The organism is Oceanimonas sp. CAM02 (genome assembly GCF_032842915.1).
In the GTDB taxonomy this organism is placed as follows: Bacteria; Pseudomonadota; Gammaproteobacteria; order Enterobacterales; family Aeromonadaceae; genus Oceanimonas; species Oceanimonas smirnovii.
In genome coordinates this window covers 20751-43436 of record NZ_JAWJBK010000020.1, presented here as the reverse complement: position 1 = coordinate 43436, position 22686 = coordinate 20751, and the positions used below count along the sequence as shown (strand labels likewise).

20 protein-coding genes are annotated in these 22686 nt (G+C 57.4%); 11 read left to right on the top strand and 9 right to left on the bottom strand.

All coding sequences use genetic code 11. From position 1 onward, the window contains the following. A partial coding sequence (locus tag R0I78_RS05960) for a helix-turn-helix domain-containing protein (protein ID WP_317074663.1) occupies nt 1-160 on the bottom strand: 160 nt, incomplete at its 3' end. A 125-nt stretch (nt 161-285) separates the two neighbouring features. Between R0I78_RS05960 and R0I78_RS05955 the strand changes: the two genes are divergently transcribed. From R0I78_RS05955 to R0I78_RS05945, 3 genes are all read left to right on the top strand, one after another. Next, nucleotides 286-1284, top strand: a complete 999-nt coding sequence (locus tag R0I78_RS05955) for an NAD(P)/FAD-dependent oxidoreductase (RefSeq protein WP_317074661.1) — start codon at nt 286-288, stop codon at nt 1282-1284. A 96-nt stretch (nt 1285-1380) separates the two neighbouring features. Continuing rightward, nucleotides 1381-1794, top strand: coding sequence for a low molecular weight phosphatase family protein (locus tag R0I78_RS05950; protein ID WP_019935167.1), 414 nt, complete (start codon nt 1381-1383; stop codon nt 1792-1794). Continuing rightward, nucleotides 1788-2138, top strand: coding sequence for a metalloregulator ArsR/SmtB family transcription factor (locus tag R0I78_RS05945; RefSeq protein WP_019935168.1), 351 nt, complete (start codon nt 1788-1790; stop codon nt 2136-2138). Before R0I78_RS05950 ends, R0I78_RS05945 begins: the two co-directional genes overlap by 7 nt. On the opposite strand, the gene R0I78_RS05940 is transcribed toward R0I78_RS05945, so the two are convergent. After that, nucleotides 2135-3055: a LysR family transcriptional regulator gene (locus tag R0I78_RS05940; protein WP_317074660.1), complete on the bottom strand. Its 921-nt coding sequence runs from the start codon at nt 3053-3055 to the stop codon at nt 2135-2137. The two genes, R0I78_RS05945 and R0I78_RS05940, sit on opposite strands and share 4 nt — an antisense overlap. Before the next feature lie 273 nt (nt 3056-3328). Here R0I78_RS05940 and R0I78_RS05935 point away from each other — a divergent pair, with 273 nt between their 5' ends. The 5 genes from R0I78_RS05935 (at nt 3329) to R0I78_RS05915 (ending at nt 8783) form a co-directional block, all read left to right on the top strand. Next, a complete protein-coding gene (locus tag R0I78_RS05935; RefSeq protein WP_317074659.1) occupies nt 3329-5548 on the top strand; it encodes a TonB-dependent receptor domain-containing protein in 2220 nt (739 codons plus the stop codon). 122 nt (nt 5549-5670) lie between these two features. Further along, nucleotides 5671-6456, top strand: coding sequence for a putative metalloprotease CJM1_0395 family protein (locus tag R0I78_RS05930; protein ID WP_317074658.1), 786 nt, complete (start codon nt 5671-5673; stop codon nt 6454-6456). 4 nt (nt 6457-6460) lie between these two features. Next, nucleotides 6461-6961, top strand: a complete 501-nt coding sequence (locus R0I78_RS05925) for a M48 family metallopeptidase (protein ID WP_317074657.1) — start codon at nt 6461-6463, stop codon at nt 6959-6961. A 156-nt stretch (nt 6962-7117) separates the two neighbouring features. Continuing rightward, nucleotides 7118-7732: a c-type cytochrome gene (locus R0I78_RS05920; protein ID WP_317074656.1), complete on the top strand. Its 615-nt coding sequence runs from the start codon at nt 7118-7120 to the stop codon at nt 7730-7732. Between the two features lies 1 nt (nt 7733). After that, complete coding sequence (locus R0I78_RS05915; RefSeq protein WP_317074655.1) at nt 7734-8783, top strand: c-type cytochrome; 1050 nt, start codon at nt 7734-7736, stop codon at nt 8781-8783. Between the two features lie 42 nt (nt 8784-8825). Here the strand turns inward: R0I78_RS05915 and R0I78_RS05910 are convergent, their stop codons facing one another. After that, nucleotides 8826-10112, bottom strand: a complete 1287-nt coding sequence (locus tag R0I78_RS05910) for a mechanosensitive ion channel family protein (RefSeq protein ID WP_317074654.1) — start codon at nt 10110-10112, stop codon at nt 8826-8828. A gap of 58 nt (nt 10113-10170) precedes the next feature. Beyond that, nucleotides 10171-10848, bottom strand: a complete 678-nt coding sequence (locus R0I78_RS05905; RefSeq protein ID WP_019935176.1) for a glutathione S-transferase — start codon at nt 10846-10848, stop codon at nt 10171-10173. Between the two features lie 151 nt (nt 10849-10999). On the opposite strand from R0I78_RS05905, the gene R0I78_RS05900 reads away from it, so the two are divergent. Beyond that, a complete protein-coding gene (locus tag R0I78_RS05900) occupies nt 11000-12463 on the top strand; it encodes a DUF3360 family protein (protein WP_317074653.1) in 1464 nt (487 codons plus the stop codon). Between the two features lie 138 nt (nt 12464-12601). Here the strand turns inward: R0I78_RS05900 and R0I78_RS05895 are convergent, their stop codons facing one another. After that, nucleotides 12602-16000, bottom strand: coding sequence for an AAA family ATPase (locus tag R0I78_RS05895; RefSeq protein ID WP_317074652.1), 3399 nt, complete (start codon nt 15998-16000; stop codon nt 12602-12604). Further along, the gene (sbcD, locus tag R0I78_RS05890; protein ID WP_317074651.1) at nt 15997-17202 is read right to left on the bottom strand and encodes an exonuclease subunit SbcD; all 1206 of its coding nucleotides are present in this window, start codon (nt 17200-17202) and stop codon (nt 15997-15999) included. Before sbcD ends, R0I78_RS05895 begins: the two co-directional genes overlap by 4 nt. Nucleotides 17203-17325: 123 nt before the next feature. Here sbcD and R0I78_RS05885 point away from each other — a divergent pair, with 123 nt between their 5' ends. Continuing rightward, nucleotides 17326-18222, top strand: a complete 897-nt coding sequence (locus tag R0I78_RS05885; RefSeq protein ID WP_317074650.1) for a DMT family transporter — start codon at nt 17326-17328, stop codon at nt 18220-18222. Here the strand turns inward: R0I78_RS05885 and R0I78_RS05880 are convergent. Together R0I78_RS05880 and R0I78_RS05875 are read right to left on the bottom strand one after the other, a co-directional pair. Further along, nucleotides 18219-18839 carry a glutathione S-transferase family protein gene (locus R0I78_RS05880; protein WP_317074649.1) on the bottom strand — a complete coding sequence of 207 codons (621 nt, stop codon included), beginning with the start codon at nt 18837-18839 and terminating at the stop codon, nt 18219-18221. The two genes, R0I78_RS05885 and R0I78_RS05880, sit on opposite strands and share 4 nt — an antisense overlap. 146 nt (nt 18840-18985) lie before the next feature. Beyond that, nucleotides 18986-19471, bottom strand: coding sequence for a MarR family winged helix-turn-helix transcriptional regulator (locus R0I78_RS05875; protein ID WP_019935182.1), 486 nt, complete (start codon nt 19469-19471; stop codon nt 18986-18988). Between the two features lie 208 nt (nt 19472-19679). On the opposite strand from R0I78_RS05875, the gene R0I78_RS05870 reads away from it, so the two are divergent. Further along, complete coding sequence (locus R0I78_RS05870; RefSeq protein ID WP_019935183.1) at nt 19680-20144, top strand: c-type cytochrome; 465 nt, start codon at nt 19680-19682, stop codon at nt 20142-20144. Nucleotides 20145-20437: 293 nt separating this feature from the next. Here the strand turns inward: R0I78_RS05870 and rep are convergent, their stop codons facing one another. Beyond that, on the bottom strand, nt 20438-22450 hold the full coding sequence (rep, locus tag R0I78_RS05865) for a DNA helicase Rep (protein ID WP_317074648.1): 2013 nt from the start codon (nt 22448-22450) through the stop codon (nt 20438-20440). Nucleotides 22451-22686: the final 236 nt, after the last annotated feature.

Sequence of the window (22686 nt, the reverse complement as noted above, 5' to 3'; positions counted from 1 at the left end):
CACCAACGTAGCCGATTTTTTCCTGACGCTGATAAAAAGCATCGGTACGCCAGCGCAGTATCGCGTTATAGACAAAACGCACACAACCGAAGGTCTGAGCCAACAGCTCAATTTGTTCGAGGGTCGGGTAAAACCGATATTTATAAGCGCGTTTCGTCATGTGCTTAGTTTAGTAAACTACTGTATAGATAGCCAGTTTAAAAGGAGGAGCGGGAACAGGGGCGGCTGACGCCGCCGTGCTATCCCTCCCCGCCTTGAAAGGACGGGGTTTCCCGCGCAAAATTGATGAAAGCTGACATTGCCATTATCGGTGCCGGTCTGGCCGGTTTAACCCTGGCCCGGGAACTGAGCGAACACGCCAACATCAGCCTGTTTGAAAAGGCCCGGGGGCTGGGCGGACGCATGTCTACCCGCCGCCGCGATGAGCATCGCTGGGATCATGGTGCCCAGTTTTTTACCGCCCGCTCCCGTGCTTTCAAGGCACTGCTCAAGCCCTTTATTGCCAGCGGTGACGTGGTGGAGTGGCAACCCAATATCACCACCCTTTCCCCTTGTCAGCCCGCTTACAAGCGCCCCTGGTTTGAGCCTCATTATGTGGCCGCACCGGGCATGAACAGCCTGCTCAAGGCCATGAGTCCGGGGCTGAACATTGCTCTGCAAACCCGGGTTGAAACCCTGCAGCAGCACAATGGCAAGTGGCGGCTGCTGGATGACAAAGGGGCGGAGCTGGGCGAGTTTGACTGGGTAATCAGCTCGGCACCGCTGCCGCAAACTCAAGTGCTCTTGCCCTTTGCGCCCGACACCTGGGCCGATTTTGGCATGCTGCCCTGCTACGCCCTGATGCTGAAAGTCAACGACAGTGATCTGCCGGTGTGGGATGCAGCCAAAGTGAATGATTCTTCCTTGCGCTGGATTGCCTTTAACCATCGCCTGCCCGGCCGCAACAGGGAGCTGGGTGCTGTGGTGGCTCACAGCACCGCCGACTGGGCTGCCAACCATCTGGAAGACTGTCAGGATACGGTACGGAACCAGCTAACCGCCGAATTCTGCGCACTGACCGGCGTCAGCCCGCAAGCCGTACAGGAAGCACAGCTGCACCGCTGGCGCTATGCTCTGGCCACAGAAGTAACCAAGAATGCGCTGGGGCATGATCCTTCGGGGTATGTGCTGGACAGCGAGCGCAAGCTAGCTGCCTGTGGTGACTGGTGCCTGGGGGGCCGGGTAGAAGCCGCCTTTACCAGCGCTCACCAGCTGGCCGCCCGTTTTAAACAGCAGGGCTTCTGACCTGCCGCGCAAAATATGACAGGCGAATGACAACGGCGTTGACATGCGAAGGTCCGTATATAAGATGAGCGCATTATCAAGAATACGGGCCTTGCCATGACTTCTGTGCTTTTTGTCTGCCACAGCAACAGCGTGTGCTCCCCCATTGCCGAGGCATTGCTTAATCATCTGGCGGCAGATCGCTACCGGGTAATGAGTGCCGGTGTGCAGCCGGTGGCCATCGATGCCAATGCGCTGGCCGCGCTGAATAAACTGAACGTTGACACCAGCGGCCTTGAGAGCAAGGGCCTGGATGCGGTTGCCGACGAATATTTTGATATTGTTGTCAGCCTGTGTGAGCAGGCAGAAGCGGCTGCCGGTGCTGTGCCGGCAGAACGCTTTATGGCCTGGCACTTTACCGACACTCCCTGCTGCAGCGAAACTGATGCCAGCAAGCTCACCCAGGAAATTTACGAACGTATAAAGTTACTGGTGCTGGTACAGGACCGGCAGGAGAAAACCCTGTGGTAACGTCTCCCCTGTCTTTGTTCAAGGCGCTGGCCGATGATACGCGTCTGCAGCTGGTGCTGCTGATCGTGGCTGAAGGTGAAATCTGCGTGTGTGAAATGACTCACGCGCTTAATGAAACCCAGCCCAAAATTTCCCGCCATCTGGCCCTGCTGCGCCAGGCCGGCCTGCTGGCCGACCGCCGCGCCGGCCAGTGGGTGTATTATCGTCTTGCCGACGACCTGGATAACGGCAGCAAAACACTGCTGCACCAGACCCATCAGCATTTTCAACATTATATTGCACCGGCCCTGAGCCGCCTGGCGACAATGGGTAACCGTCCCGAGCGTCAGCAACAGTGCTGTTAACCTTCCCGGACTGGCAACATGGTCCACTCTGCCGGTACCGACTGACGCAGATACGACAGCAGCGCTGCCTGCTTTTTGGGCTGACGGCCAAAGGAGTAGAGTAACCCCACCGGCAACGGCGGCAGCCGCCACTCGGGCAGACAAAGCTGCAAGCGCCCCGGGTGCGCCTTAAGGTATGCTTCAGCGTAGTACTCGGGCAGTACGCCAATGCCCTGCCCGTTGGCAATGGCATCCAGCTGCAGTATGTAATCATCTGCCTTCAGCCGGGAAGGTAACGGCTGAAAAATATATTCACCTTCATGCTCATGGCGCAGCAAAAGCGCATGATGACGCTCGCTGAGCCTGTCTATCCAGACATGCTCCGGCAACTCCTGAGGGTGCCGCAGCACACCATGGCGCTGTGCATAATCCGGGCTCATATAAAGTCTGCGCGGCCAGTGGCCAAGCACCTCATGGCGCAGGCCACACTGAGGATCATCGCCCACCCATAGCCATATTTCATTCTGCCCGGCTTTCGCAGGCGGTGCCCGGGTCTCGCTATAGAGCGAGATGCTCACACCGGGATAGTCCGCCATAAACTGCTGCAGCACACCAGGAAACCACCCTCTGATACAGCTGCTGTGCACTTTTATGACCAGTTCGCCGCTTATCTCTTCTTTCAGGTCATCCATGGCCTGACGCCCCTGCTCTGCAAGGTGCAGTATTTGCCGGCTATACCGTTCAAACAATACACCCGCTTCAGTGGCCTGCAGGCGGTTACCACGGCGATGCAGCAATGGCTGACCAAGCCGGGACTCCAGCTGACTGAGCCGCCGGCTTAAGGTCGACTTGGGCACACCAAGACGCCGTGCAGCCTCCGTGAGGCTGCCACAGGCCACCACAGTGACAACGCCTTCCAGCTCAAACAAATCTTGCATAGCGCTCCCATAAAATTATCAACATGACCTGGCAAGCCCGGCTGCGGACAACGACGGGCAGCCATTAGCGAATGGAAAAAACACCAGACACCGGCTCCATCACTATCACCCAAAAGCCCAAGGCGCTGTTCCATTAACGGAATGAAATGTTCCATTAATTGATGTCACTTTTTGGAAAGGCTTTCTCTACAATGCCAATCGCTTTCAATAACAATTATCATTAACAAGCTCATTTTTATCGAAGTCGGCATATTTGTACACAGGAGAGTAGTCATGCCCAAGCTCATGCCCAGTCGTCTGGCCAGCGCTATTTCTTTGGTGCTGTTAAACACCGCCACCCTCGCCACCGCGCAAGCCCAGACCGCTCAGGTATTTGATACCGTGGTGGTCAGTGCGTCCGGCTTTGAACAGGACGTTACTGACGCGCCGGCCAGCATTACCGTTATCGGCCAGCAGGAACTGCAGCAAAAACGTTATGGCAACCTGGCGCAGGCACTGGATGGAGTAGAAGGCATTGATATTCGCCAGGGCACCGGAAAAACCGGCGGCCTTAATATCAGCATGCGTGGTCTGCCCAGCGAATATACGCTGATCATGATCGACGGCCGCCGCCAGAATACCTCCGGCAACGCCACTCCCAACGGCTTTAACGACACCGCTACCAGCTTTATGCCGCCTCTGTCCGCCATTGAGCGTATTGAAGTGATCCGCGGTCCCATGTCCACCCTGTATGGCTCCGATGCCATGGGTGGGGTGATCAATATCATCACCAAAAAAGTGGCAAATGAGTGGAGCGGCTCGGTCACCCTGGATCACACCTTCCAGGAAGATCGCGACTACGGCGATTCAAGTAATGTCAGCTTTTATACTTCCGGCCCGCTGATGGAAGACAAGCTGGGCCTGGCGGTGCGCGGCAGTGTATACGACCGGGGAGCGTCTGATCTGACCTTTGATAATGGCTCAACCGTCAACAAGCGCGGTGTGTCGCCGGTAGAGGGGCGAAATTATACCATCGGTGGCCGCCTGACCTTTACACCCAACGAAGATCACGATATTTCTCTGGATATGGAGCGGGGCCGTCAGGTCTATAACAATGACGACTGTCAGCTGGGCACTCTGGATGGTAAAACCGGCGGCAGCGCGGTAAACGGCTGCTCTCAGGAAGAGCCCACCCAGGCCAACGGCTATAAGGATGAGCTGCGCTTTGAGCGGGATCAGCTGGCGCTTACGCACAGTGCCCGGCTGGGATTCGGCAACCTTGACAGCAGCATTACCCACAACACCACCGAAACCCTGGGCCGCACCATTCCGGGCGGACGAGCCGGTCAGTCCAACTTCAAACCTATTGGCAGCAGCTATGATGGTTTTCCCTCCATTATCGTCGGCAATGACCGGGAGCTGAAAGCCACCGAACTGGTTATCGACAGCAAGCTGGTAGCCCCTGTCGGTGATACCCATATTGCCACCATCGGCGGCCAGTGGCAGGATTCCGAGCTGAAAGACGGTATTTCCACCGAAACCTTTGAGCAAAAATCCTGGGCCTTGTTTGGTGAAGACGAGTGGATGCTGCGCGACGATCTGGCCCTGACGCTGGGGGCCCGCTATGACCATCATGATGCCTTTGGCGGTCATATCAGCCCCCGCGGTTATCTGGTATGGAACACCACAGACAACTGGACCCTCAAGGGCGGTGTCAGCAAGGGCTATAAAACCCCCAGTCTGAATGACCTGCATGATGGCATTAACGGTATTGGCGGACAGGGCACTGTCATTAATATCGGCAACCCGGATCTGCAGCCGGAAACCACCATTAATACCGAAGTAGGTGCCTATTACGACAGCCTTACCGGCCTCAATGCCAATGTGACCCTGTTCCATACTCAGTTCAGCGATAAAATCGCAGACGGTGATCCCGTCAGTGACCCGCTTTGTGCCGGCAATGCGGGTGGTACCTGCTCGCAGAAAGTCAACGTGGATAAAGCCGTGACTCAGGGGATAGAGCTGGCTGCCGGCTGGCAGTTTGCTCCGGACTGGAAACTCTCCGGTAATTACACCCTGACCGACAGCGAGCAGAAAAGCGGTGATAACCAGGGTGAACCTCTGACCAACACGCCAAGACACATGGTTAATGCCAAACTGAGCTGGAACACCACAGAACAGCTGACCCTGTGGCTGCAGGGTGAATACCGCAGCGATCGCGCCCGCTTCCTCAGCAAGCGTGAAAACCTGGACACCGATCAGCAGGCCCTGCTCGACGCGGCAGGCGACATTCAGGGCTATGAGCTGTTTCACCTGGGAGGCTCCTATCAGGTATCCGACAAGGTAACCCTGAACGCCACCATTTATAACCTGCTCGACAAAGACTTCACCACAGGCACTTTCTATAACAATGGTAATGACTGGGCTTCTGATTACACCCAGAGCGGTCGCTCCACGGACGGTGTGCTGGAAGAAGGCCGTCGTCTCTGGTTGTCTACTAATATTCGTTTCTGATCACCTGATTTACGCCTGCTGTTTAGCCCTCTTGCAAGAGGGCTTTTTTATTTGCTTTCTTTAACCATGATTCTTATGTTTAATAAGCCATCGTTTCCTGACTTTTATTCGGTGAGATTTCCATGAATATCGACAACCGGCTTAATGATCCGCTGTTTGTTCCGGCACCAACCGCCGGCACTCAGTCGCGTCAGGACAACGACAAGCTGGAGCGGGTGGCTCCCGCCGAGCCGGCCGATGCCTTTGCCGGTCAGGACGAGCGCCGTGAGCGTGGCGGCGAAGAAATCGCCCTGTATGATGCCCGTGGCCAGAAAACCGGCACTGAAACCGACTCTGCCGATCCCCCTGCAGACAGCAAAGAAAAAGCCGGGAATGAGCAGGCCAGCACCGAAGCTGGCGCTCGCCCCAGCAAACCCTCGGGCGAACCCATGACCGAAGAAGAAGTGCTGGAGCTGAACGATCTCAAGTTACGGGATCAGGAAGTGCGCACCCATGAACAGCAGCACGCTGCCGTGGGTGGTCAGCATGCAGGCTCACCCAACTACGAATATGAAACCGGCCCCGATGGCAAACAATATGCGGTAGAAGGCCATGTGCAGGTTGACATGTCACCGGTGCCCGGCGATCCACAGGCCACCATCGATAAAATGCAGCAGATAAAGGCGGCTGCCATGGCACCGGCAGAGCCGTCCCAGGCCGACAAGAATGCCGCCGCCCAGGCCGAACAACTCATCGCCCAGGCCCGCGCAGAGCTGCGGGACGGCAAACAGGAAGACGCCAGCAGCAAACCGGTTTCCTCCGCTGAGCGCGATCCCAACAGTCCCATGCAGCAGCGCAATGAAGTGATTGCCGGTGTTTATGGCCGCTCGGCCAAACAGCAGGCTCAGGCACTGATCGGCCTGGCATAATATTTTGAGCACTCCAGACTACCTCGCCGGCTATCCGGCATCTCTGCAGCAACAGGCCGCCAGGCTGCTGACTGATGGCCGTCTTGGCACCTACCTGACGCGAAAATATCCAGAGTCTCATCACGTGCAGAGCGACAAGGCGCTTTACGATTATGTAAGCGCGCTGAAAAGCCGCTATATGAAAAAAGCAGCGCCGCTTAGTCAGGCTCGCTATGACAGCAAACTGAACGTGGTGAAACAGGCGCTGGGTCTGCATACCTACCGTGCCCATGTGCAGGGCAACAAACTCAAAACCCGCAACAGCATTACCGTGGCCGCCCTGTTTCGTGAAGCGCCGCCGGAGTTTTTGCGCATGATAGTCGTTCATGAGCTGGCCCACTTTCGGGAAAAAGAACACGGCAAGGCCTTCTATCAACTATGTTGTCATATGGAGCCTGACTATCATCAGCTGGAACTGGATACCCGGCTCTGGCTGCTGTGGCGGGATCATGTCAGGCAAGCCTGAGACCGGTTAACGGCGCTTTTTTCAGGCAAGACGTATTTTTCTTTTAAAAACAATTAAGAACCCGCTCTTTATGTGGAATATACGTATACTCGCCCTCGGGTTCGGGTTCTAGAATTAGCGCTGAGTAACACCCACCTCCAATCGAGGATAATAACAATGACCAAGACCATACTACTGGGAGCTTTGCTGGGAGCCGGCGCACTTCCTGTGATGGCAGAAATGCCGCCACAGGCGGGTGTCTGTGTCAGTTGTCATATGGCCAACGGCCTTGGCATGGCCAATGTGGCCCCTTCCATTGCCGGTATGCCGGCTCCTTATCTGGCAGAGCAGCTGCGCCACTTTCAGAGCGGAGCTCGCAATAATGCCATTATGAAGCCCATGGCCATGATGCTGGACGACGCCGGTGTTGAAGCGGTGAGCCAATGGTTTGCCAGCCTGCCGGTATCACTGCCGGAAGATCCCGCCTTTCGCGGTGAAAAGCCCGCTCCACAAAATATGGAGCTGGGCGAAAAGCTGGCCTATCAGGGCGACTGGCAACGTGATCTGCCAAGCTGTGTGGCCTGCCATGGCCCGGAAGGCGTCGGTGTGGGTGAGGTGTTTCCGCACCTGGCCGGGCAGCATGCCGATTACATAGAAAGCCAGCTGAAAGCCTGGCAAAGCGGCAGCCGCGTTACCGACACTCACGGCCTGATGGCCCCGGTGGCCAAAAAGCTGACAGCAGAAGAAATTACCGCCGTTGCCAGCTACTTCGCAAGCCTGGGAGGTCAGTAACATGAACAAGATTTCTGCCATTATGCTGGGCCTGTCTCTGGCAGGTATGACCGCTGCACATGCGGTGAACACCGATAAGCTGGCCATTCAGGAAGAATTACCCGTGGGCAAGGCCGCCGGTGAATACCCGACGCCTCCCGGCTGGGACAAACTGCCCGAGGGCGAGTTTGGTGAGAAGATCATTCGTGGCTACAACTATTTTGTAAATACTCAGTCACTGTCACCGGAGTTTGTGGGTGACGGCCTCAACTGTGTGAACTGCCATATGGATGCCGGCAAAAAAGAAAATGCCGCGCCGCTGTGGGCTGCCTATATGAGCTATCCGGCCTATCGCAAAAAGAATGACCGCATCAACAGCTATGAAGAGCGTATTCAGGGCTGCTTCCTCTATTCCATGAACGGCACGCCGCCGGAGCATATGAACCCGGTGCTGGTTGACTTGTCTGCCTACGCTTACTGGCTGGCTCAGGGCACCATGACAGGTGAACAGTTTGATCCGGCCAAGATGGCCATTCCCAGCGATGAAGACCTGCTCAAGGGCGGCAAGCGTGATGACTTCCCCTTTATGCAGGCTTATCTGGATAATGGCGGCACCGCTGAAGTGAAAACGCCGGGCCGGGGCTACCCCAAGTTGTCTGACCCCGGGCAGGAGCCTGATATTACCCGTGGCAAAGCCGTATATGCACAGGAATGTGCTGTATGTCATGGTGCCAATGGTGAAGGTCAGAAAGTGAATGACCGCTATGTATTCCCGCCGCTGTGGGGGCCGGACACCTATAACTGGGGTGCCGGCATGCAGCGGGTGAATACGGCCGCTTACTTTATTCACAAAAACATGCCCCTGGGGCAGCCCGAGAAACTCACCGAGCAGCAGGCCTGGGACGTGGCCATGTATCTCGACACTCAGGAGCGCCCGCAAGATCCGCGTAACAAGGGCTCACTGGAAGAAACCGTGGAAAAATTTCACGGTGGATACAGCCAGTATGGCAAAGAGTTCAATGGCAGCGTGCTGGGCACTGCCAGCTATCCCAACCATCCGAACAAGCCGTAATCACACTGCACAAAAAAGGCCGGAATATTCCGGCCTTTTTATTTACATCACCTTTTTCAGCTTTGACTGCTCATGGTGAGCCAGCATGCGCATATCATAACCGGTGGGAATTTGATGTACTCGCAGATCAAACTCGGGTAGCACCGCAAAGATATGATCGAAAATATCAGACTGTATGCCCTCATAAACTACCCAGCTGGTGGTATTGGTAAAGGCATAAATTTCAACAGGAATACCATTACTGCTGGCTTCCAGCTGACGCACCATCAGGGTCATTTGCTGATGGATATGCGGGTGCTCGCGCAGCATCACTCCAAGATACGCTCTGAAGGTGCCGAGGTTGGTCAGCCGCCGGCCATTCACCAGCAGGCTCATGTCTGTCTGCTTTTCACTGTTATAACGTGTGATTTCCTGTACTTTTTCATTCAGATAATCACCGAGCAAGCGAGACTTCTGCAGCCGCTGAATATCGTCTTCGTTAAGAAAGCGCACGCTGCTGGCGTCGAGCAGCACGCTGCGCTTGATGCGCCGGCCGCCAGATTCGCTCATGCCCCGCCAGTTTTTAAAGGAGTCGGAAATAAGGGCATAAGTGGGAATGGTGGTAATGGTGTGGTCCCAGTTCTGTACTTTTACGGTGGTCAGGCCAATATCAATCACTTCGCCGTCGGCACCGTAACGCCCCATTTCCAGCCAGTCCCCCACCGCCAGCATGTCGTTGGCTGAAAGCTGAATACCTGCCACCAGCCCCATGATGGGGTCTTTAAATACCAGCATCAGCACGGCCGTCATGGCACCCAGACCACTCAGCAGGATCACCGGTGACTTGCCGATCAGGGCAGAGATAATCAGCAGGCCAATAAAGATACTGGCAATCAGTTTTATGCTCTGAAAAATGCCCCGCAACGGAAAAGTCCGCATTGCCGGACGCTGACGAAAAATATCCAGCAACGCATCCAGCAGGGAATAGAGCGACAGCAGGGCGTAGAGCAGGATCCACATATTTACCGCGGTCTGAATGGCAGGTAATAATATGGTATCGCCTTTCAGCCAGAGCCCGGCTTGTATGTAAATAATGATGCCCTGCAGGGTCAGTGCCAGCCGGCCAAATAATTTGCGCTCAAAAAAGGCCCGCCGCCAGATGCGCTGAGTGCCCCGGGTGCGCCCTTCCACCCAGCGTAATACCACCCGGTGCAGCACAAAGTGAATGCCCAGCGAAATGATAACAATCAGTGCCAGCGCAATACCGGTATAGGCCAGCTTGGCAAACTGGGGAACGTATTGATTCAGCCAGGGCAACAACCAGCCTTCCAGATCTTTTACCTCATCCATTGCTCTCACTCACAGGTTAAATAGTCAGCCATCATGCTACCGGCTGACATAGTACTCATCAATTAGCCGGGCCATAACGATAGGCTCCGCCTGCTTTCAGGGCTTTACGGTAAGCTGGCCTGGCCTGCAGCGCCGCTACATAAGCTTGCAGCCTGGGGTAGCTGTCGGCCAGCTCGGGGTTGCTGATCACGGTTTCCAGCGGAAAACTCATCTGAATATCGGCAGCACTGAACTGCTCACCCAGCATCCATTCATGACAGGCAAGGTGATCCGCCACAAAATTAAGGTGAGTATGTATCTGCTTGTCAAGAAAGGCACTGTTAACACCTGCCACTATTTTTTTCACCAGCGGCTTCACAAAAAACGGCATGGGAGCCTGTTTTACCCGCTCGAACACAAAGCGCATCAGCAGCGGCGGCATCAGCGAGCCTTCAGCATAGTGCAGCCAGTACACATAATCCCACCAGATGTCGGTGCCGTGCTCGGGCAACAGCTGCTTTGCACCGTAACGCTGGGCCAGATAATCCACAATGGCACCCGATTCTGCCAGAGTGAGGTTGCCGTCCGTGATCACCGGTGACTTGCCCAGGGCATGCACACGCTTCAGGCTATCGGGAGCAAGGCCTGAACCGGCGTTGCGGGAGTAACGGGCCAGCTCATATTCAAGGCCCAGCTCTTCCAGCAACCACAGAATGCGCTGAGCGCGGGAGTCTTCCAGATAATGCAGAGTAATCATGAATATCTCCGTTTCACGTTGAATGATTTGTCTTGCATCAAGAATGTAACAGTTATGTTTTAAGACTTATGTCGAATAGTTACATTCGTTAACAGACGCTAGCATGCCTTGTGATTAAACAGGGAAAGTATTATTCATCGAGGAGATGATCATGTCTGACGCACCCTCCCAGACCTACCGCTCCCAGCGCAAGCCCCGCAAAGATTTCGACAGCCGGGCCGCCTATCTGGAGCATGAGCTGTCTATATTGTCGCCCCGCCGCTGGGGGATCAACCTGCCATTTCGTGACTACAGCTTTGAGTTCGAAGATTTTGTGCCGGCACTGGCGGCGACTATCGGCAAAATTGTTATGGTTGCCGCCGTGGTTGCGGCCTTTGCCGGTCCGCTGGGGCTGAGTGACGCTTTTGTAGTAGAAAACGTTCGCTTTGAAATGCTGATAGCGGCCTTGCTGTTCGTGATTCTGTTTTCAGGCTTTATTAACCCCAACGCCAACCTGGCCGGCACCCACGGCCCCATGATTCCGCTGATCCCGCTGATTGTAGCCTCGGGGGGGCACCCGCTGGCGCTGGGCTTGCTGGTGGGGCTGTTTGGCTTAATTCTCAGTTTAACTAAAGGCGGCAGTAAACTGATGGCGCTCACCAGTGATGGTGTACGCGGCGGCCTGCTGATTTATCTGGGGGCCATGGGCCTGCTCAGCCAGATCAAGGCACTGACCGCCTGGGCCAACGGCATTGATATGGGCTACGTCGCCTTTGTGGTCATTTTGAGCACCATTATCATGTATGCCCTGCTGGCCCGGCTGGAAATGCGCTGGCTGTCCATTCCGCTGGGCTCCGGCATTGCCTTTATTATTGCCATTGCCCTGGGCGCGCCCTTTGAGTTTGTGACCGAGCCCGGCATTCCCAACCTGAGCCCGTCTTACTGGTGGGGTGAGAATACCGGCTGGCAGATGGGCTGGCCCGAGCTGCATCACTTTGTCAGTGTGGCACCCTTTGCGGTGCTGGCAGTGGCCATGTGGTCTCCTGACTTTATGGGCCAGCGGGTTTTCCAGGAGCTGAACTATCCCAAAAAAGCCACCAAGGTACTGATGAACGTGGACGACACCATGGGTGTGGCCTCAGTACGCCAGGCAGTAGGCAGTGTGCTGGGTGGCGGTAATCTGGCCTCTTCCTGGGGGACTTATATTATTCCGGCGGCCATTGCCAAGCGCCCCATTCCGGCGGGTGCCGTACTGACCGGCATTCTGTGTGTGATTGCCGCACTCTGGGGTTACCCCATGGATCTGGCGGTGTGGGCACCGGTGTTGCGGGTAGCGCTGATTGTGGGGGTATTTATGCCACTGCTGGAAGCGGGCATGCAGATGACCCGTAACACTACCAGCAGCCAGTCTGCCGGCATTGTGGTGTTCGCCTCCGCGTTTGTTAACCCGGTATTTGGCTGGTCCATGACCATGCTGCTCGACAACCTGGGCCTGATTGGCGACAAGGAACGCGGCAAGAAACTGCGCCTGATGGACCGCTGGGTGATTCCGGGCATTACCTTTGTCATTCTGCTGGCCATTATGGCGGCGGTGGGCATGCTGCCGGGTATTCCGGCGCTGATCACCGCAGAGTAACGTTTCCCGATAATGTAAAAGCCGGAGCATTGCTCCGGCTTTTTTATTACCTGCGCAGTGAGGGGTGAGGAGTGAGGAGACCCACAGCAACTCCCCGGTATTTTCTTCTCACCCCTGTCCCCTCACTCCTCTCTTCCTTTACCCCTCACCGTTAAAAGCGAACTCCGGCGCCAGCCGGCTCAATCCCAGCCCCTGGCCCTTGCTGAGCCTGATCTGCACCGGCACCCGCTCTTTCAGTGCATCTATATGGCTGATCACGCCTATCATCTTGCCGCTGGCATTCAGCGCATCCAGCGCATCCAGTGCCACTTCCAGAGTGTCGGCATCCAGGGTGCCAAAGCCTTCATCCAGAAACAGCGAGTCGATACGGGTTTTGCTGCTCACCAGATCCGATAACGCCAGCGCCAGCGCCAGACTCACCAGAAAGCTTTCGCCACCGGACAGGGTCTGGGTATCCCGGCTTACATCCGCCTGCCAGGTGTCAATGACCGACAGCTCCAGCTCGGCGGCATGATTGCGCGCCAGCCGGTAACGGCCGTGCAGCCGCTCCAGCCGGCGGTTGGCCAGATATACCAGATGCTCGAGGGTCAGCCCCTGAGCAAAACGGCGATAACGGGCACCGTCGGCAGCGCCAATCAGACTATTGAGCTGCTCCCAGCGCTGCAGTTGCTGACGGCCCTGCTCAATACGCTGCAGCAAACTTTGCTGGCGCTCACGCTGAGCGGCATCGTGCGCCAGGCGCTCTTCCAGCCGGCCCAGTTGCTGCTGGGCGGTATTTTGCGCCTGTTGCTGGTTTTGCTGTTGCTGCTCCAGCTCGGCCAGCGCCGGCGGCGCTGTGTCTCCCAGCTGCTGTTTTGCCTGCTGCGCCTGAGCCAGCCGGTCGGCAGCCAGTGCCAGCGCCTGTTGCAACGCCTGCAGCCGTGCCTGCAGCCGCTGGCGCTCTGGCTCCGGCAGATGTGCCGCCAGAAATGCTGCCTCATCGGCAAAGGGGCTGTCGGTCAGCGCCTGCTGCCAGCCGGTGTTGGCTTCGTTCAGCGTTTTCTGCAGTTCTGTGGCCTGCTGTTGATCCTGCTCCAGCAGCAGATGCTGACGCTGCAGGGCATCTTTCAGTTCGGCCAGCCGGATTTCAGCCTCACTGGCTGCCGCGTCCGGATCGGCGGCTGTTACCGGCGCATCATCAGGCAGGGCCAGCTGATCCCAGCCCTGCTGCCAGTGTGCCAGCCGGCGTTCGGCTTCACCAAGGGCCATGGCCAGCTGCTGGCGCTGCTCTTTCAGCTGACTGACGCTGTTTTGCTGCTGCCGCCATTGTTGCCATTGCTGCTCGGTGTGGCTGAGCCAGGCCTGCCAGTTACCGGGCTGATGACCAATGCCGGCAAGCAGCTGCTGCTCCAGCTCGCAGCGCTGCTGCTCACAGGCCTGAATGTCGCTGTGCAGCTGCTGCTGTGCCTGCTGCAGAGTGTCCATTTTTTGTGTCAGCAGCTGTTGCTGATGCGCCAGCTCGCCGGTTTGTGCCACTGCCGCCTGTCGGGCCTGCTCAGCCTGATGGAGCGCGGCTTTGGCCGCCTCAAGCTGCTCTGCCTGTTGCTCAAGCTGAGCCAGCTGCTGGCGACGCGCCTGCAGCTGAGATTGCCAGTCGCTGGCATCAAGAGACAGCTGCTGTAACAGCGCCGTTTGTTTTTCCTGCAGCTCGTGAAGGCGGCTGCTCAGCTGTTGCAGGCGCTGGCCGGTATAATCCAGCTTCGCCTTGTGCTCCGCCTGCTGGTGGCGCAACGAGGCACCGGCCTGCTCGATCTGCTCCAGCTCATGGCGCTTTTGCTGCAGCTCGGCGGCAGTGCTGTTATTCAGGTTTTGGTAAGCGACAATGGCCGGGTGAGACTCACTGCCACAGAGCGGACAGGCATCGCCGGGCTGCAGCTGAGCCCTGTGCTGCTCAAGGGAGCGGATCAGCTGCTCCTGTTCCAGCAGCCGGGTCTTGTCTTTTATTTGCTCCTGCAGCTGACGATATTGCTCCCGGGTTTGCTCAAGTTGCTGCTCGCCCTGCTGCCATTGTGGTGTCAGCCGGTTCAGGGTGTGCTGCTGCTGTTGTTGCTCCTGTTTCAGCTCCTGCAGTTGCCCGGCGGTTTGCTCCAGGGCCAGCCAGTGCGGCTGCTGGCTGCGCAGCGCCTGCCATTGTGCTTTTAACTCCGCTTCAGTGGCATGGCCAAGCACGCCGGCCAGTGCATCCTGCTGCTGCCGGCAGCGCGCCTGCGCGGTTTGCTCAGCCTGGCTGGCCTGCTGCTGTTGCTGCTGCAGTACCTGTTGTTGTTGCGCCAGCTGGTGTTGCTGCTGGCCGTGTTGCTGGTGCTGTGCCGTAAGCTGTTGTATTTGCTGGTGCAGTTTATCCAGCTGTTTAATATCACCCCGCCAGCCGGCCAGCTGCTCTCCCAGCTGCTCACCGGCAGGATTGGCCGCCATGGCGTCGGCAAGCTGCTGCTGTTGTTGCTCCAGAGCCTGATCCTGCTGCTGCAGTGCCTGATGATGCTGCCGGCTGAATGAAAGGCCGCGCCAGTGGCACACCTGCTGCTCTTGTGTCAGCCGGCCCAGCTCAGCCTGACGCTCGCTTATTCGATGGCCGAGGACTTGTTGTTGCTGCTGATGCTGCTGGCGTTGCTGCCACTGCACATACAAGCGGGCAGCCGGCTCGCTTTGCTCCAGCGCCAGCTGTTCAGGGGCCGCCTCGTTCAACGCGGCCTGCGCCTGTTGGTGTGCCTGGCTGGCCTGCACCAGTTGCTGCTCATTCCGATCCCACTGCTGGCGCTGTACCAACTCGGTCCGGGTGCGCTGCAATGCCTGCTGCACTGCACTCAGCTGCTGAGCCGTCCCGGTGCGCTGGCGTTCAATTTCGCCACGCTCCTCCTCACCCAGCAGAGCCACGCCTTTAACTTGCGCTTCCTGCTCGGCCAGCGCCTGTTTGTGCTCCCGGGTCTGTTCAAACACCCGCTGGGAAATACGGGCGTAAATGTCGGTGCCGGTCAGCTCTTCCAGCAGCTCGGCACGCTCGTTGGCATCCGCATGCAGAAAGGCGGCAAAACCGCCCTGGGCCAGCATCATCGATTTGGTAAAGCGGCCAAAGTCGAGACCGGTGAGCATTTCGGTCAGCCTGAGCTTGTCATTGATTTTATCGGTCAGAATTTCACCGCTGCGCTTTGCCAGCTCAACACGGGGCGCCTGCAGTTTGCCACCAACCTGGCCTCTGGCCCGGCGCTGACTCCAGAAGGCCCGGTAGCCCTCGCCCTTTACCTCAAACTCCACTTCTGCCAGACAATCGGCGGTGTGCCGGGTCATCAGCTCGTTGCTGCCCGCAGAGACGGTTTTCATTCGTGGCGTCTGGTGATAGAGCGCCAGACAAATGGCATCGAGCAGCGTGGTTTTGCCCGCCCCGGTGGGGCCGGTAATGGCAAACAGTCCGCTGTCGGCAAAGGGCGACTGAGTAAAGTCAATTTTCCACTCGCCCTGCAGGGAGTTCAGATTTTTCAGCCTGAGGCTCAGAATTTTCATGCTTGCTCCTCCAGACTGGCCAGCACCTGAGCATAGAGCTGGTTCAGTTCACGCAGGTCGTGCTCATTCAGGGTTTCCTGCGCCAGCCGCCGTTCAAATACCTGAGTTGGGGTCAGTTCGCTCAGGGTTTCTTTCTGCTCCGCCAGCAAGGCAGCATTGCGCCCCTGGCGCTCCCGGCGCACCAGCAGCACCTCGGCATTCAGCCCCTCGCTCAGGGCCTGCACCCTGGGCTGCAGATCACTCAGGTAATCGTCTTCAGACACAGTCACTTCCAGCCATACCGGCTGCGTGTCAGTGCCTGCCCGGGCGGCCTCGGGCAAACGCTCAGCCAACTCGTTCAGTGAACCTGCCACTCTTGCCATGGGCTGAAACACCGGCACCGGCACCGGGGTGACGCTTTCCAGGCCGCGATTCGACAGCTCTACCAGCAACACCTCTTTTTGCTGGCCGGTCTCATCAAAGCTCAGGGTCAGGGGCGAGCCGCTGTAGCGAATATGCTCACAGCCCCCCACCTTTTGCGGCCTGTGTATATGCCCGAGTGCAATATAGTCAGCGGCAGGAAAGGCGCTGGCAGGAAAAGCCTCCAGGGTACCGATATAAATGTCACGCACCGAATCAGTGCGGCTGGCCCCCACCGTGGTGAGGTGGCCGGTGGCCACAATGGGCAGACCGGCATTTTGTGCCCGGGCCTGCTCATACAACTGCTGATAGTGCGCGGCAATGGCCTGTTGCAGAGCACGGCCCTTGTCATCGGCACTGTCGCCGGCCCGGCTTTCCAGCAGATCCCGCGGGCGCAAAAAAGGAATGGCACAGAGCACGGCACCGGGCTCGCCGGCGCGGTTGGCCAGCGTAATAATCTGTTGTTCAGGCTCGGCCATGGCCCCGGGGATCACCCGAACATTCAGCGCACCCAGCAACTCACGGGATTCATTGAGCATGGCCACAGAGTCGTGGTTACCTCCCAGCAGCACCAGGCTGGCACCGCTGCGGCTGATTTGCACCACAAAATTATGATAAAGCTCACGGGCATAACTGGGAGGCGTGCCGGTATCAAAGATATCACCCGCTACCAGCACGGCATCAATCTGGTACTGCTCTACCTGAGCCACCAGCCAGTTGAGAAAGGCGGCGTGTTCATTCAGCCGGGTTTTGCCCATAAAATGCTGGCCCAGGTGCCAGTCGGAGGTGTGCAGAATGCGCATGGAAGCCCTTGAAATTTCAATAAATGACAAATATTAGCACCGCTATACCGGCCAAAGGCAAACTCGCTTGGTGCCGGCCCAAAACTTGCTAGACTGATGCTTTCATTTCCAGCGCCGCTTATTATGCCATTTTCCTACGATTTTCTTGCCCTGGCAGCCGCTGCCTGCTGGGCAGTGTCCAGTTTGCTGTCTGCCAGTGCCGCCCGCCATCTGGGGGCGTTTGCCTATTCCCGCTGGCGCATGTTCTGCGTCAGCCTGATGCTATGGGCCGCCGCCATGGTCACCGGCGGCTGGGCCAGCCTGAGTACGCCGGCACTGGGCGTCATGGCGGCTTCTGGCCTGATTGGCATTTTTATCGGTGATACCGCACTTTATGCCGCCATGAACCGGCTGGGGCCACGCCGGGCCAGTGTGCTGTTTGCCACTCATGCGCTCTTTTCCGTGGTGCTGGGGTTTGCCTTGTTTGATGAACGCATTGGCGCTCAGGCACTGGCCGGCGGCGTACTGCTGGTGGGCGGTGTCATGACCGCCATTTTCTTTGGCAAGCGCGGCAATGAAACCCATGCCTGGGAGCAGGACAACGGCAGCCTCTGGCCAGGCATTGCCCTTGGCCTGCTGTCGGCGCTGTGTCAGTCGGTGGCCACGTTAATGGTCAAGCCGGTAATGGAAGGCAATGTGGATCCGGTAGCGGCCTCGGCAGTACGCATGACCACCGCCTTTGCCGCTCATATGGCACTGCTGTGGTGCGGGCTGGCGGTGGCCAAACCCCTGCAGCGCATTAACTGGCCGGTGTTTGGCATGGTGGCGCTGAATGCTTTTCTGGCCATGGGCGTGGGCATGACCCTGATTTTGCTGGCACTGCGCCATGGTGAGGTGGGCATGGTGGCCATGCTGAGTTCGGTAAGCCCGGTGCTGGTGCTGCCGCTGTTGTGGCTGATCATGAAGCGCCGCCCTGCCAGTGGCGCCTGGGTGGGCGCCCTGGTCACAGTGATTGGCACGGCCCTGATAGTGACTCGTTAAAGGTTAAGGCCTTCTGCACTGAGGGCGCGACGCACACCGGCGTCTTCGTTCAGATCCTGAAAGTGCCGGGCAACATGCGGGTAGTTGCTTAAGCCATCAGGCAGAATTTGTGTGGCCCAGAGCTCAAACACAAAGGCACAGGCATCCACTATACTTTTGTGCTCGTCCATATACCAGGTGCGGCTGGCCAGATGATTGTCCATGCGCTGCAGCCAGGGGGCGATACGCTCGGGCACCGCTGCCTTGATGGCATCATGAGCGGCATCCGTAGTGTCTGTGGTCAGTTTGTGTGGGGCAAACCAGGGCACCATAACGCGGTAAACGTCGGTGTTAAAAAAGCTTAGCCAGTAATCACACTGATACTGCAGCACGGGATCGTTAATGGGCCCCAGGTGCTCACCGGCAGGTAAGCGGGCCAGATAACGCAGAATGGCACTGGTCTGATACAAGGCTCCCATGTCGTCTGTCATCAGTACCGGCACCGCCGACATGTAATTGATTTTTACAAACTCCGGATCCTGAGTGTTGGCCGGCTCCAGCTCAAAGGGCTGCTCCATCCAGCACAGCACTATGTGCGGAGCCAGAGAGCAGGCACCGAGCTTGAAGTATAATTTCATTTAAATAAACCTCCTGAACACAACTGGAGTTGTGCCGGTTGCAGCAACCTGACACAGATCTAGTTTGAGTATTGGCGGAGAATGACAAATTGGCGACAAATTTTACAAAAATATGTCACCAATTGAGTATGTGATAAAAACAGGGATCAGTCTTCAACCGACAGCAGCATTTTCTTCAGCAGAGCGGCAAACTGTTGCTGCTCTTCTTCAGTAAGGGCTGCCGCCAGCTCGGCTTCTGCCGCCAGGTGATGTTTTACCGCCTCTTCCACTACCTTGTAGCCTTCATCGGTGAGAGTGACGATTACGCCCCGGCGATCATGATCTGCCTGCGCCCGGGTAACCAGCCCCCGGCTTTCCAGCCGGTTAATGCGGTTGGTAAGGGCACCGGATGAAATCAGTACCATGGACTGCAACTGATTAGGAGACAGCTGAAAACTGGGCGGATGCCGGCGCAGCGCCGCCAGCACGTCGAATTCACCTACGTTCAGATCGTAATGGGCCAGATCCTGCAGTACCCGGCGGGTAATAAAGTATTCCAGCCTTACTACACGGCCAATGACCTCAGTGCTGTTAAAACTGAGATCCGGGCGGGCCCGGTGCCAAAGCGTGACGATACGGTCAATTTGATCCATGATGTTGTCTGATGAGTGCGTGTGGTTATGGTTCATTGTGATTGGTTCTTCCAGGAAGCCATTTTGATATCAAGACATCTGTATAGTATCACAAAGCCGGTAACGTAAACCCCGCTCTCATCTCGGGATATTCCCTGATGTTGGTATGGTTGGAGCATTTAATGGCCATGATTCTTGGGGTATACTCGCCGGGTTGAATGGAAAAATAATGAAAGCCAACTGGGAGAATGAAAAGGTGAGCCTGTTTAGAAACCTGTTGCTTGCCGGTGTTGCCGCTGCTTCACTGAGTGGTATGGCCTACGCCGCCAATGATATGTCGCCTGAAGCTGTTGCCGAGCGCACCAAGCCGGTGGGCAGTGTGTATTCTGCCGCCGATCTGGAAGGCATTATCGACACTGCCGCCGCCGGTGGTGACAGCGGCGAACCTGCTGCTCCCCGCAGTGGTGAAGCCGTGTATAACGCCGCTTGCGCCGCCTGCCATGGCACCGGTGCCGCCGGTGCGCCGGTAAAAGGTGATGCTGCTGCCTGGGGCCCCCGCGTTGACAAGGGTCGCGATACCCTGCTGAGCCACGCGATTAATGGCTTTAACGCCATGCCCGCCCGTGGTGCCTGTGGCAACTGCTCCGATGAGGAGATTGGTAACGCCATTGACTATATGCTGGACGCAATCTGAGCGCGACCATCAGTAACGTGAAAAGCCGCAGCAATGCGGCTTTTTTATGCCTGCCGTAAGAAGCAGCAGCGCGGCTGCACTCCGCCGACACGCTTCAAGCCCTTCCCCGGGGCGCTCGGCACATGCCACCCATGGCATGATGACGGTCGGCTCCGGCAATCCCCGCTACTGCTTCGGGCAAGATTTGCATTGTGTGCAAGCACGAGCGAAGTTTCCCTGCCTTGTACGTCCCTCGCCAGCACCAATGGTTTTACTGACAGCTTACCGCTGATGGCTGTCTTTTCGGTTGATGGCTATTTCTTGAACATGGCCCGCAGGCTGGCCACGCCGGCCTGGCCCTTTTGCATGCGTTCGCCTTCGCTCTGGGGTTTGCGGTTGTGCTCCCAGTCCAGATCCTGCTGGGGCAGTTCCAGCAAAAACCGGCTGGGCTCGGGGCGAATGGTTTCACCGTATTGCCGCCGCTCCCGGCACAGGGTAAAGGTCAGCGCCTGCTGGGCCCGGGTAATGCCCACATAGGCCAGCCGCCGCTCTTCCTCTATGTTGTCTTCGTCAATGCTGCTCTGGTGCGGCAGCAGGCCTTCTTCCATGCCCACCATAAACACAAAGGGAAACTCCAGGCCCTTGGACGCGTGCAGTGTCATCAGCTGCACCTGCTCGCCGTCGTCCTCGTCTTCGCCCCGCTCCATCATGTCGCGCAGGGTCAGTCGGGTAACCACTTGCGGCAGGGTCATGGCCTCTTCCAGATCCGATCCTTCCAGCATCTGGCTGACCCACTTGAACAGGGTGGACACGTTCTGCATGCGCATTTCAGCGGCCCGGGGGCTGGGCGAGCTTTCATACAGCCATTCCTCATAGTGAATGTCCTTGATCATGTCGCGCACCGCTTCCACCGCGTTGCCCCGGGCGGCCTCATCCCCCAGTCGCACCAGCCAGTCGCTGAAGGCACGCACCGCCACCAGGCCTCTGCCCGTCAGAGTCTGCTCCAGCCCCAGCTCAAAGCTGGCAGCAAACAGGCTTTTGCCCCGGCCGTTGGCATAGGTGCCCAGCTTTTCCAGGGTAGTGGGACCAATTTCCCGCCGGGGGGTGTTCACCACCCGCAGAAAGGCGTTGTCGTCGTCCGGATTCACCAGCAGCCGCAGATAGGCCATGATGTCCTTGATCTCGGTGCGGGAGAAAAACGAGGTACCGCCGCTGATTTTGTAGGGAATGCGGTTGGTCATCAGCGCTTTTTCCAGCAACCGGGACTGATGATTGCCCCGGTACAGAATGGCGTATTCCCCAAACTTGCTGGCATTCATGAACTTGTGGCCCATGATCTCGGCCACCACCCGCTCCGCTTCGTGCTCTTCGCTTTTGGCAAACAGTACTCGCACCGAGGCCTCGTATTCCATTTCCGAGAACAGCTCTTTCTCGAACACATGGGGGTTGTTGGCAATCAGAATGTTGGCGCACTGCAGAATGCGCCCCCGGGAGCGGTAGTTCTGCTGCAGCTTGATCACTTTCAGGCTGGGGTAATCTTCCTTCAGCAGCACCAGGTTCTGGGGCCGGGCACCGCGCCAGGAATAGATGGACTGATCGTCGTCCCCCACTACGGTAAAGCGGGCGCGCTCGCCGGCAATCAGCTTGACCAGCTCATACTGGCTGGTGTTGGTGTCCTGATATTCGTCCACCAGCAGGTAACGGATTTTGTTCTGCCAGTAGCTTCGCACCTCGGCGTTGGTCTTGAGCAGCAGGGTGGGCATCAGAATGAGATCGTCAAAGTCCAGGGCGTTATAGGCCTTCATGTGCCGCTGATAGCGCTCGTAGCACTGGGCGAACAGCACGGTTTCGGCATCGGTGGCCAGCCGGGCGGCACGGGACGGCAGCACCAGATCGTTTTTCCAGTTGGAAATGGCACTCAGCAGCTGGGAGAGCCTTTCCTTGTCCCCTTCCAGCTCCTTTTCGGTCAGCTCTCGGATCAGCGCCAGCTGATCCTGATCGTCAAATAGGGAAAAGCCTGCTTTTAACCCCAGGGTCTTGTGCTCACGGCGAATAATGTCCAGCCCAAGAGTATGAAAGGTGGACACCATCAGGCCGCGGGCTTCGCTCTTGCCCAGGGTTTGCGCCACCCGCTCCTTCATTTCCCGCGCCGCCTTGTTGGTAAAGGTGACGGCGGCAATATGCCGGGCGGAATAGTCGCACTGGCGCACCAGATAGGCGATTTTGTTGGTGATCACCCGGGTCTTGCCGGAGCCGGCACCGGCCAGCACCAGGCAGGGTCCGGCAATGTAGCGAACGGCTTCATCCTGGGCGGGGTTTAACTTCATGGCGGCTCCTGTCTGCGCTGACGGTGACTGCTGGCACTCAGGGCAAAGGAACAGTTTCACGACACGCTTCAAGTACCTCCGTGTAACGCTCGGCAAATGCCGTCCCTGGCATTTGATCGGTCGTGAAACCGCCTCCTTCGCCCTTCCGCTCATATCCAGCAGCTGGCTTGGTAATAACTTAAAGGTCGGTGATTTTACCGCCATGGGCGCTCGGGGTGAAGGCCGCCTTGTCATCG

Bases quoted from the DNA above. Each gene is read 5' to 3' on its own strand.
- R0I78_RS05955 (WP_317074661.1), top strand. From the start codon at position 286: ATGAAAGCTGACATTGCCATTATCGGTGCCGGTCTGGCCGGTTTAACC.
- R0I78_RS05950 (WP_019935167.1), top strand. From the start codon at position 1,381: ATGACTTCTGTGCTTTTTGTCTGCCACAGCAACAGCGTGTGCTCCCCC.
- R0I78_RS05940 (WP_317074660.1), bottom strand. From the start codon at position 3,055: ATGCAAGATTTGTTTGAGCTGGAAGGCGTTGTCACTGTGGTGGCCTGT.
- R0I78_RS05935 (WP_317074659.1), top strand. From the start codon at position 3,329: ATGCCCAAGCTCATGCCCAGTCGTCTGGCCAGCGCTATTTCTTTGGTG.
- R0I78_RS05930 (WP_317074658.1), top strand. From the start codon at position 5,671: ATGAATATCGACAACCGGCTTAATGATCCGCTGTTTGTTCCGGCACCA.
- R0I78_RS05920 (WP_317074656.1), top strand. From the start codon at position 7,118: ATGACCAAGACCATACTACTGGGAGCTTTGCTGGGAGCCGGCGCACTT.
- R0I78_RS05915 (WP_317074655.1), top strand. From the start codon at position 7,734: ATGAACAAGATTTCTGCCATTATGCTGGGCCTGTCTCTGGCAGGTATG.
- R0I78_RS05910 (WP_317074654.1), bottom strand. From the start codon at position 10,112: ATGGATGAGGTAAAAGATCTGGAAGGCTGGTTGTTGCCCTGGCTGAAT.
- R0I78_RS05905 (WP_019935176.1), bottom strand. From the start codon at position 10,848: ATGATTACTCTGCATTATCTGGAAGACTCCCGCGCTCAGCGCATTCTG.
- R0I78_RS05900 (WP_317074653.1), top strand. From the start codon at position 11,000: ATGTCTGACGCACCCTCCCAGACCTACCGCTCCCAGCGCAAGCCCCGC.
- R0I78_RS05895 (WP_317074652.1), bottom strand. From the start codon at position 16,000: ATGAAAATTCTGAGCCTCAGGCTGAAAAATCTGAACTCCCTGCAGGGC.
- sbcD (WP_317074651.1), bottom strand. From the start codon at position 17,202: ATGCGCATTCTGCACACCTCCGACTGGCACCTGGGCCAGCATTTTATG.
- R0I78_RS05885 (WP_317074650.1), top strand. From the start codon at position 17,326: ATGCCATTTTCCTACGATTTTCTTGCCCTGGCAGCCGCTGCCTGCTGG.
- R0I78_RS05880 (WP_317074649.1), bottom strand. From the start codon at position 18,839: ATGAAATTATACTTCAAGCTCGGTGCCTGCTCTCTGGCTCCGCACATA.
- R0I78_RS05875 (WP_019935182.1), bottom strand. From the start codon at position 19,471: ATGGATCAAATTGACCGTATCGTCACGCTTTGGCACCGGGCCCGCCCG.
- R0I78_RS05870 (WP_019935183.1), top strand. From the start codon at position 19,680: ATGAAAGCCAACTGGGAGAATGAAAAGGTGAGCCTGTTTAGAAACCTG.
- rep (WP_317074648.1), bottom strand. From the start codon at position 22,450: ATGAAGTTAAACCCCGCCCAGGATGAAGCCGTTCGCTACATTGCCGGA.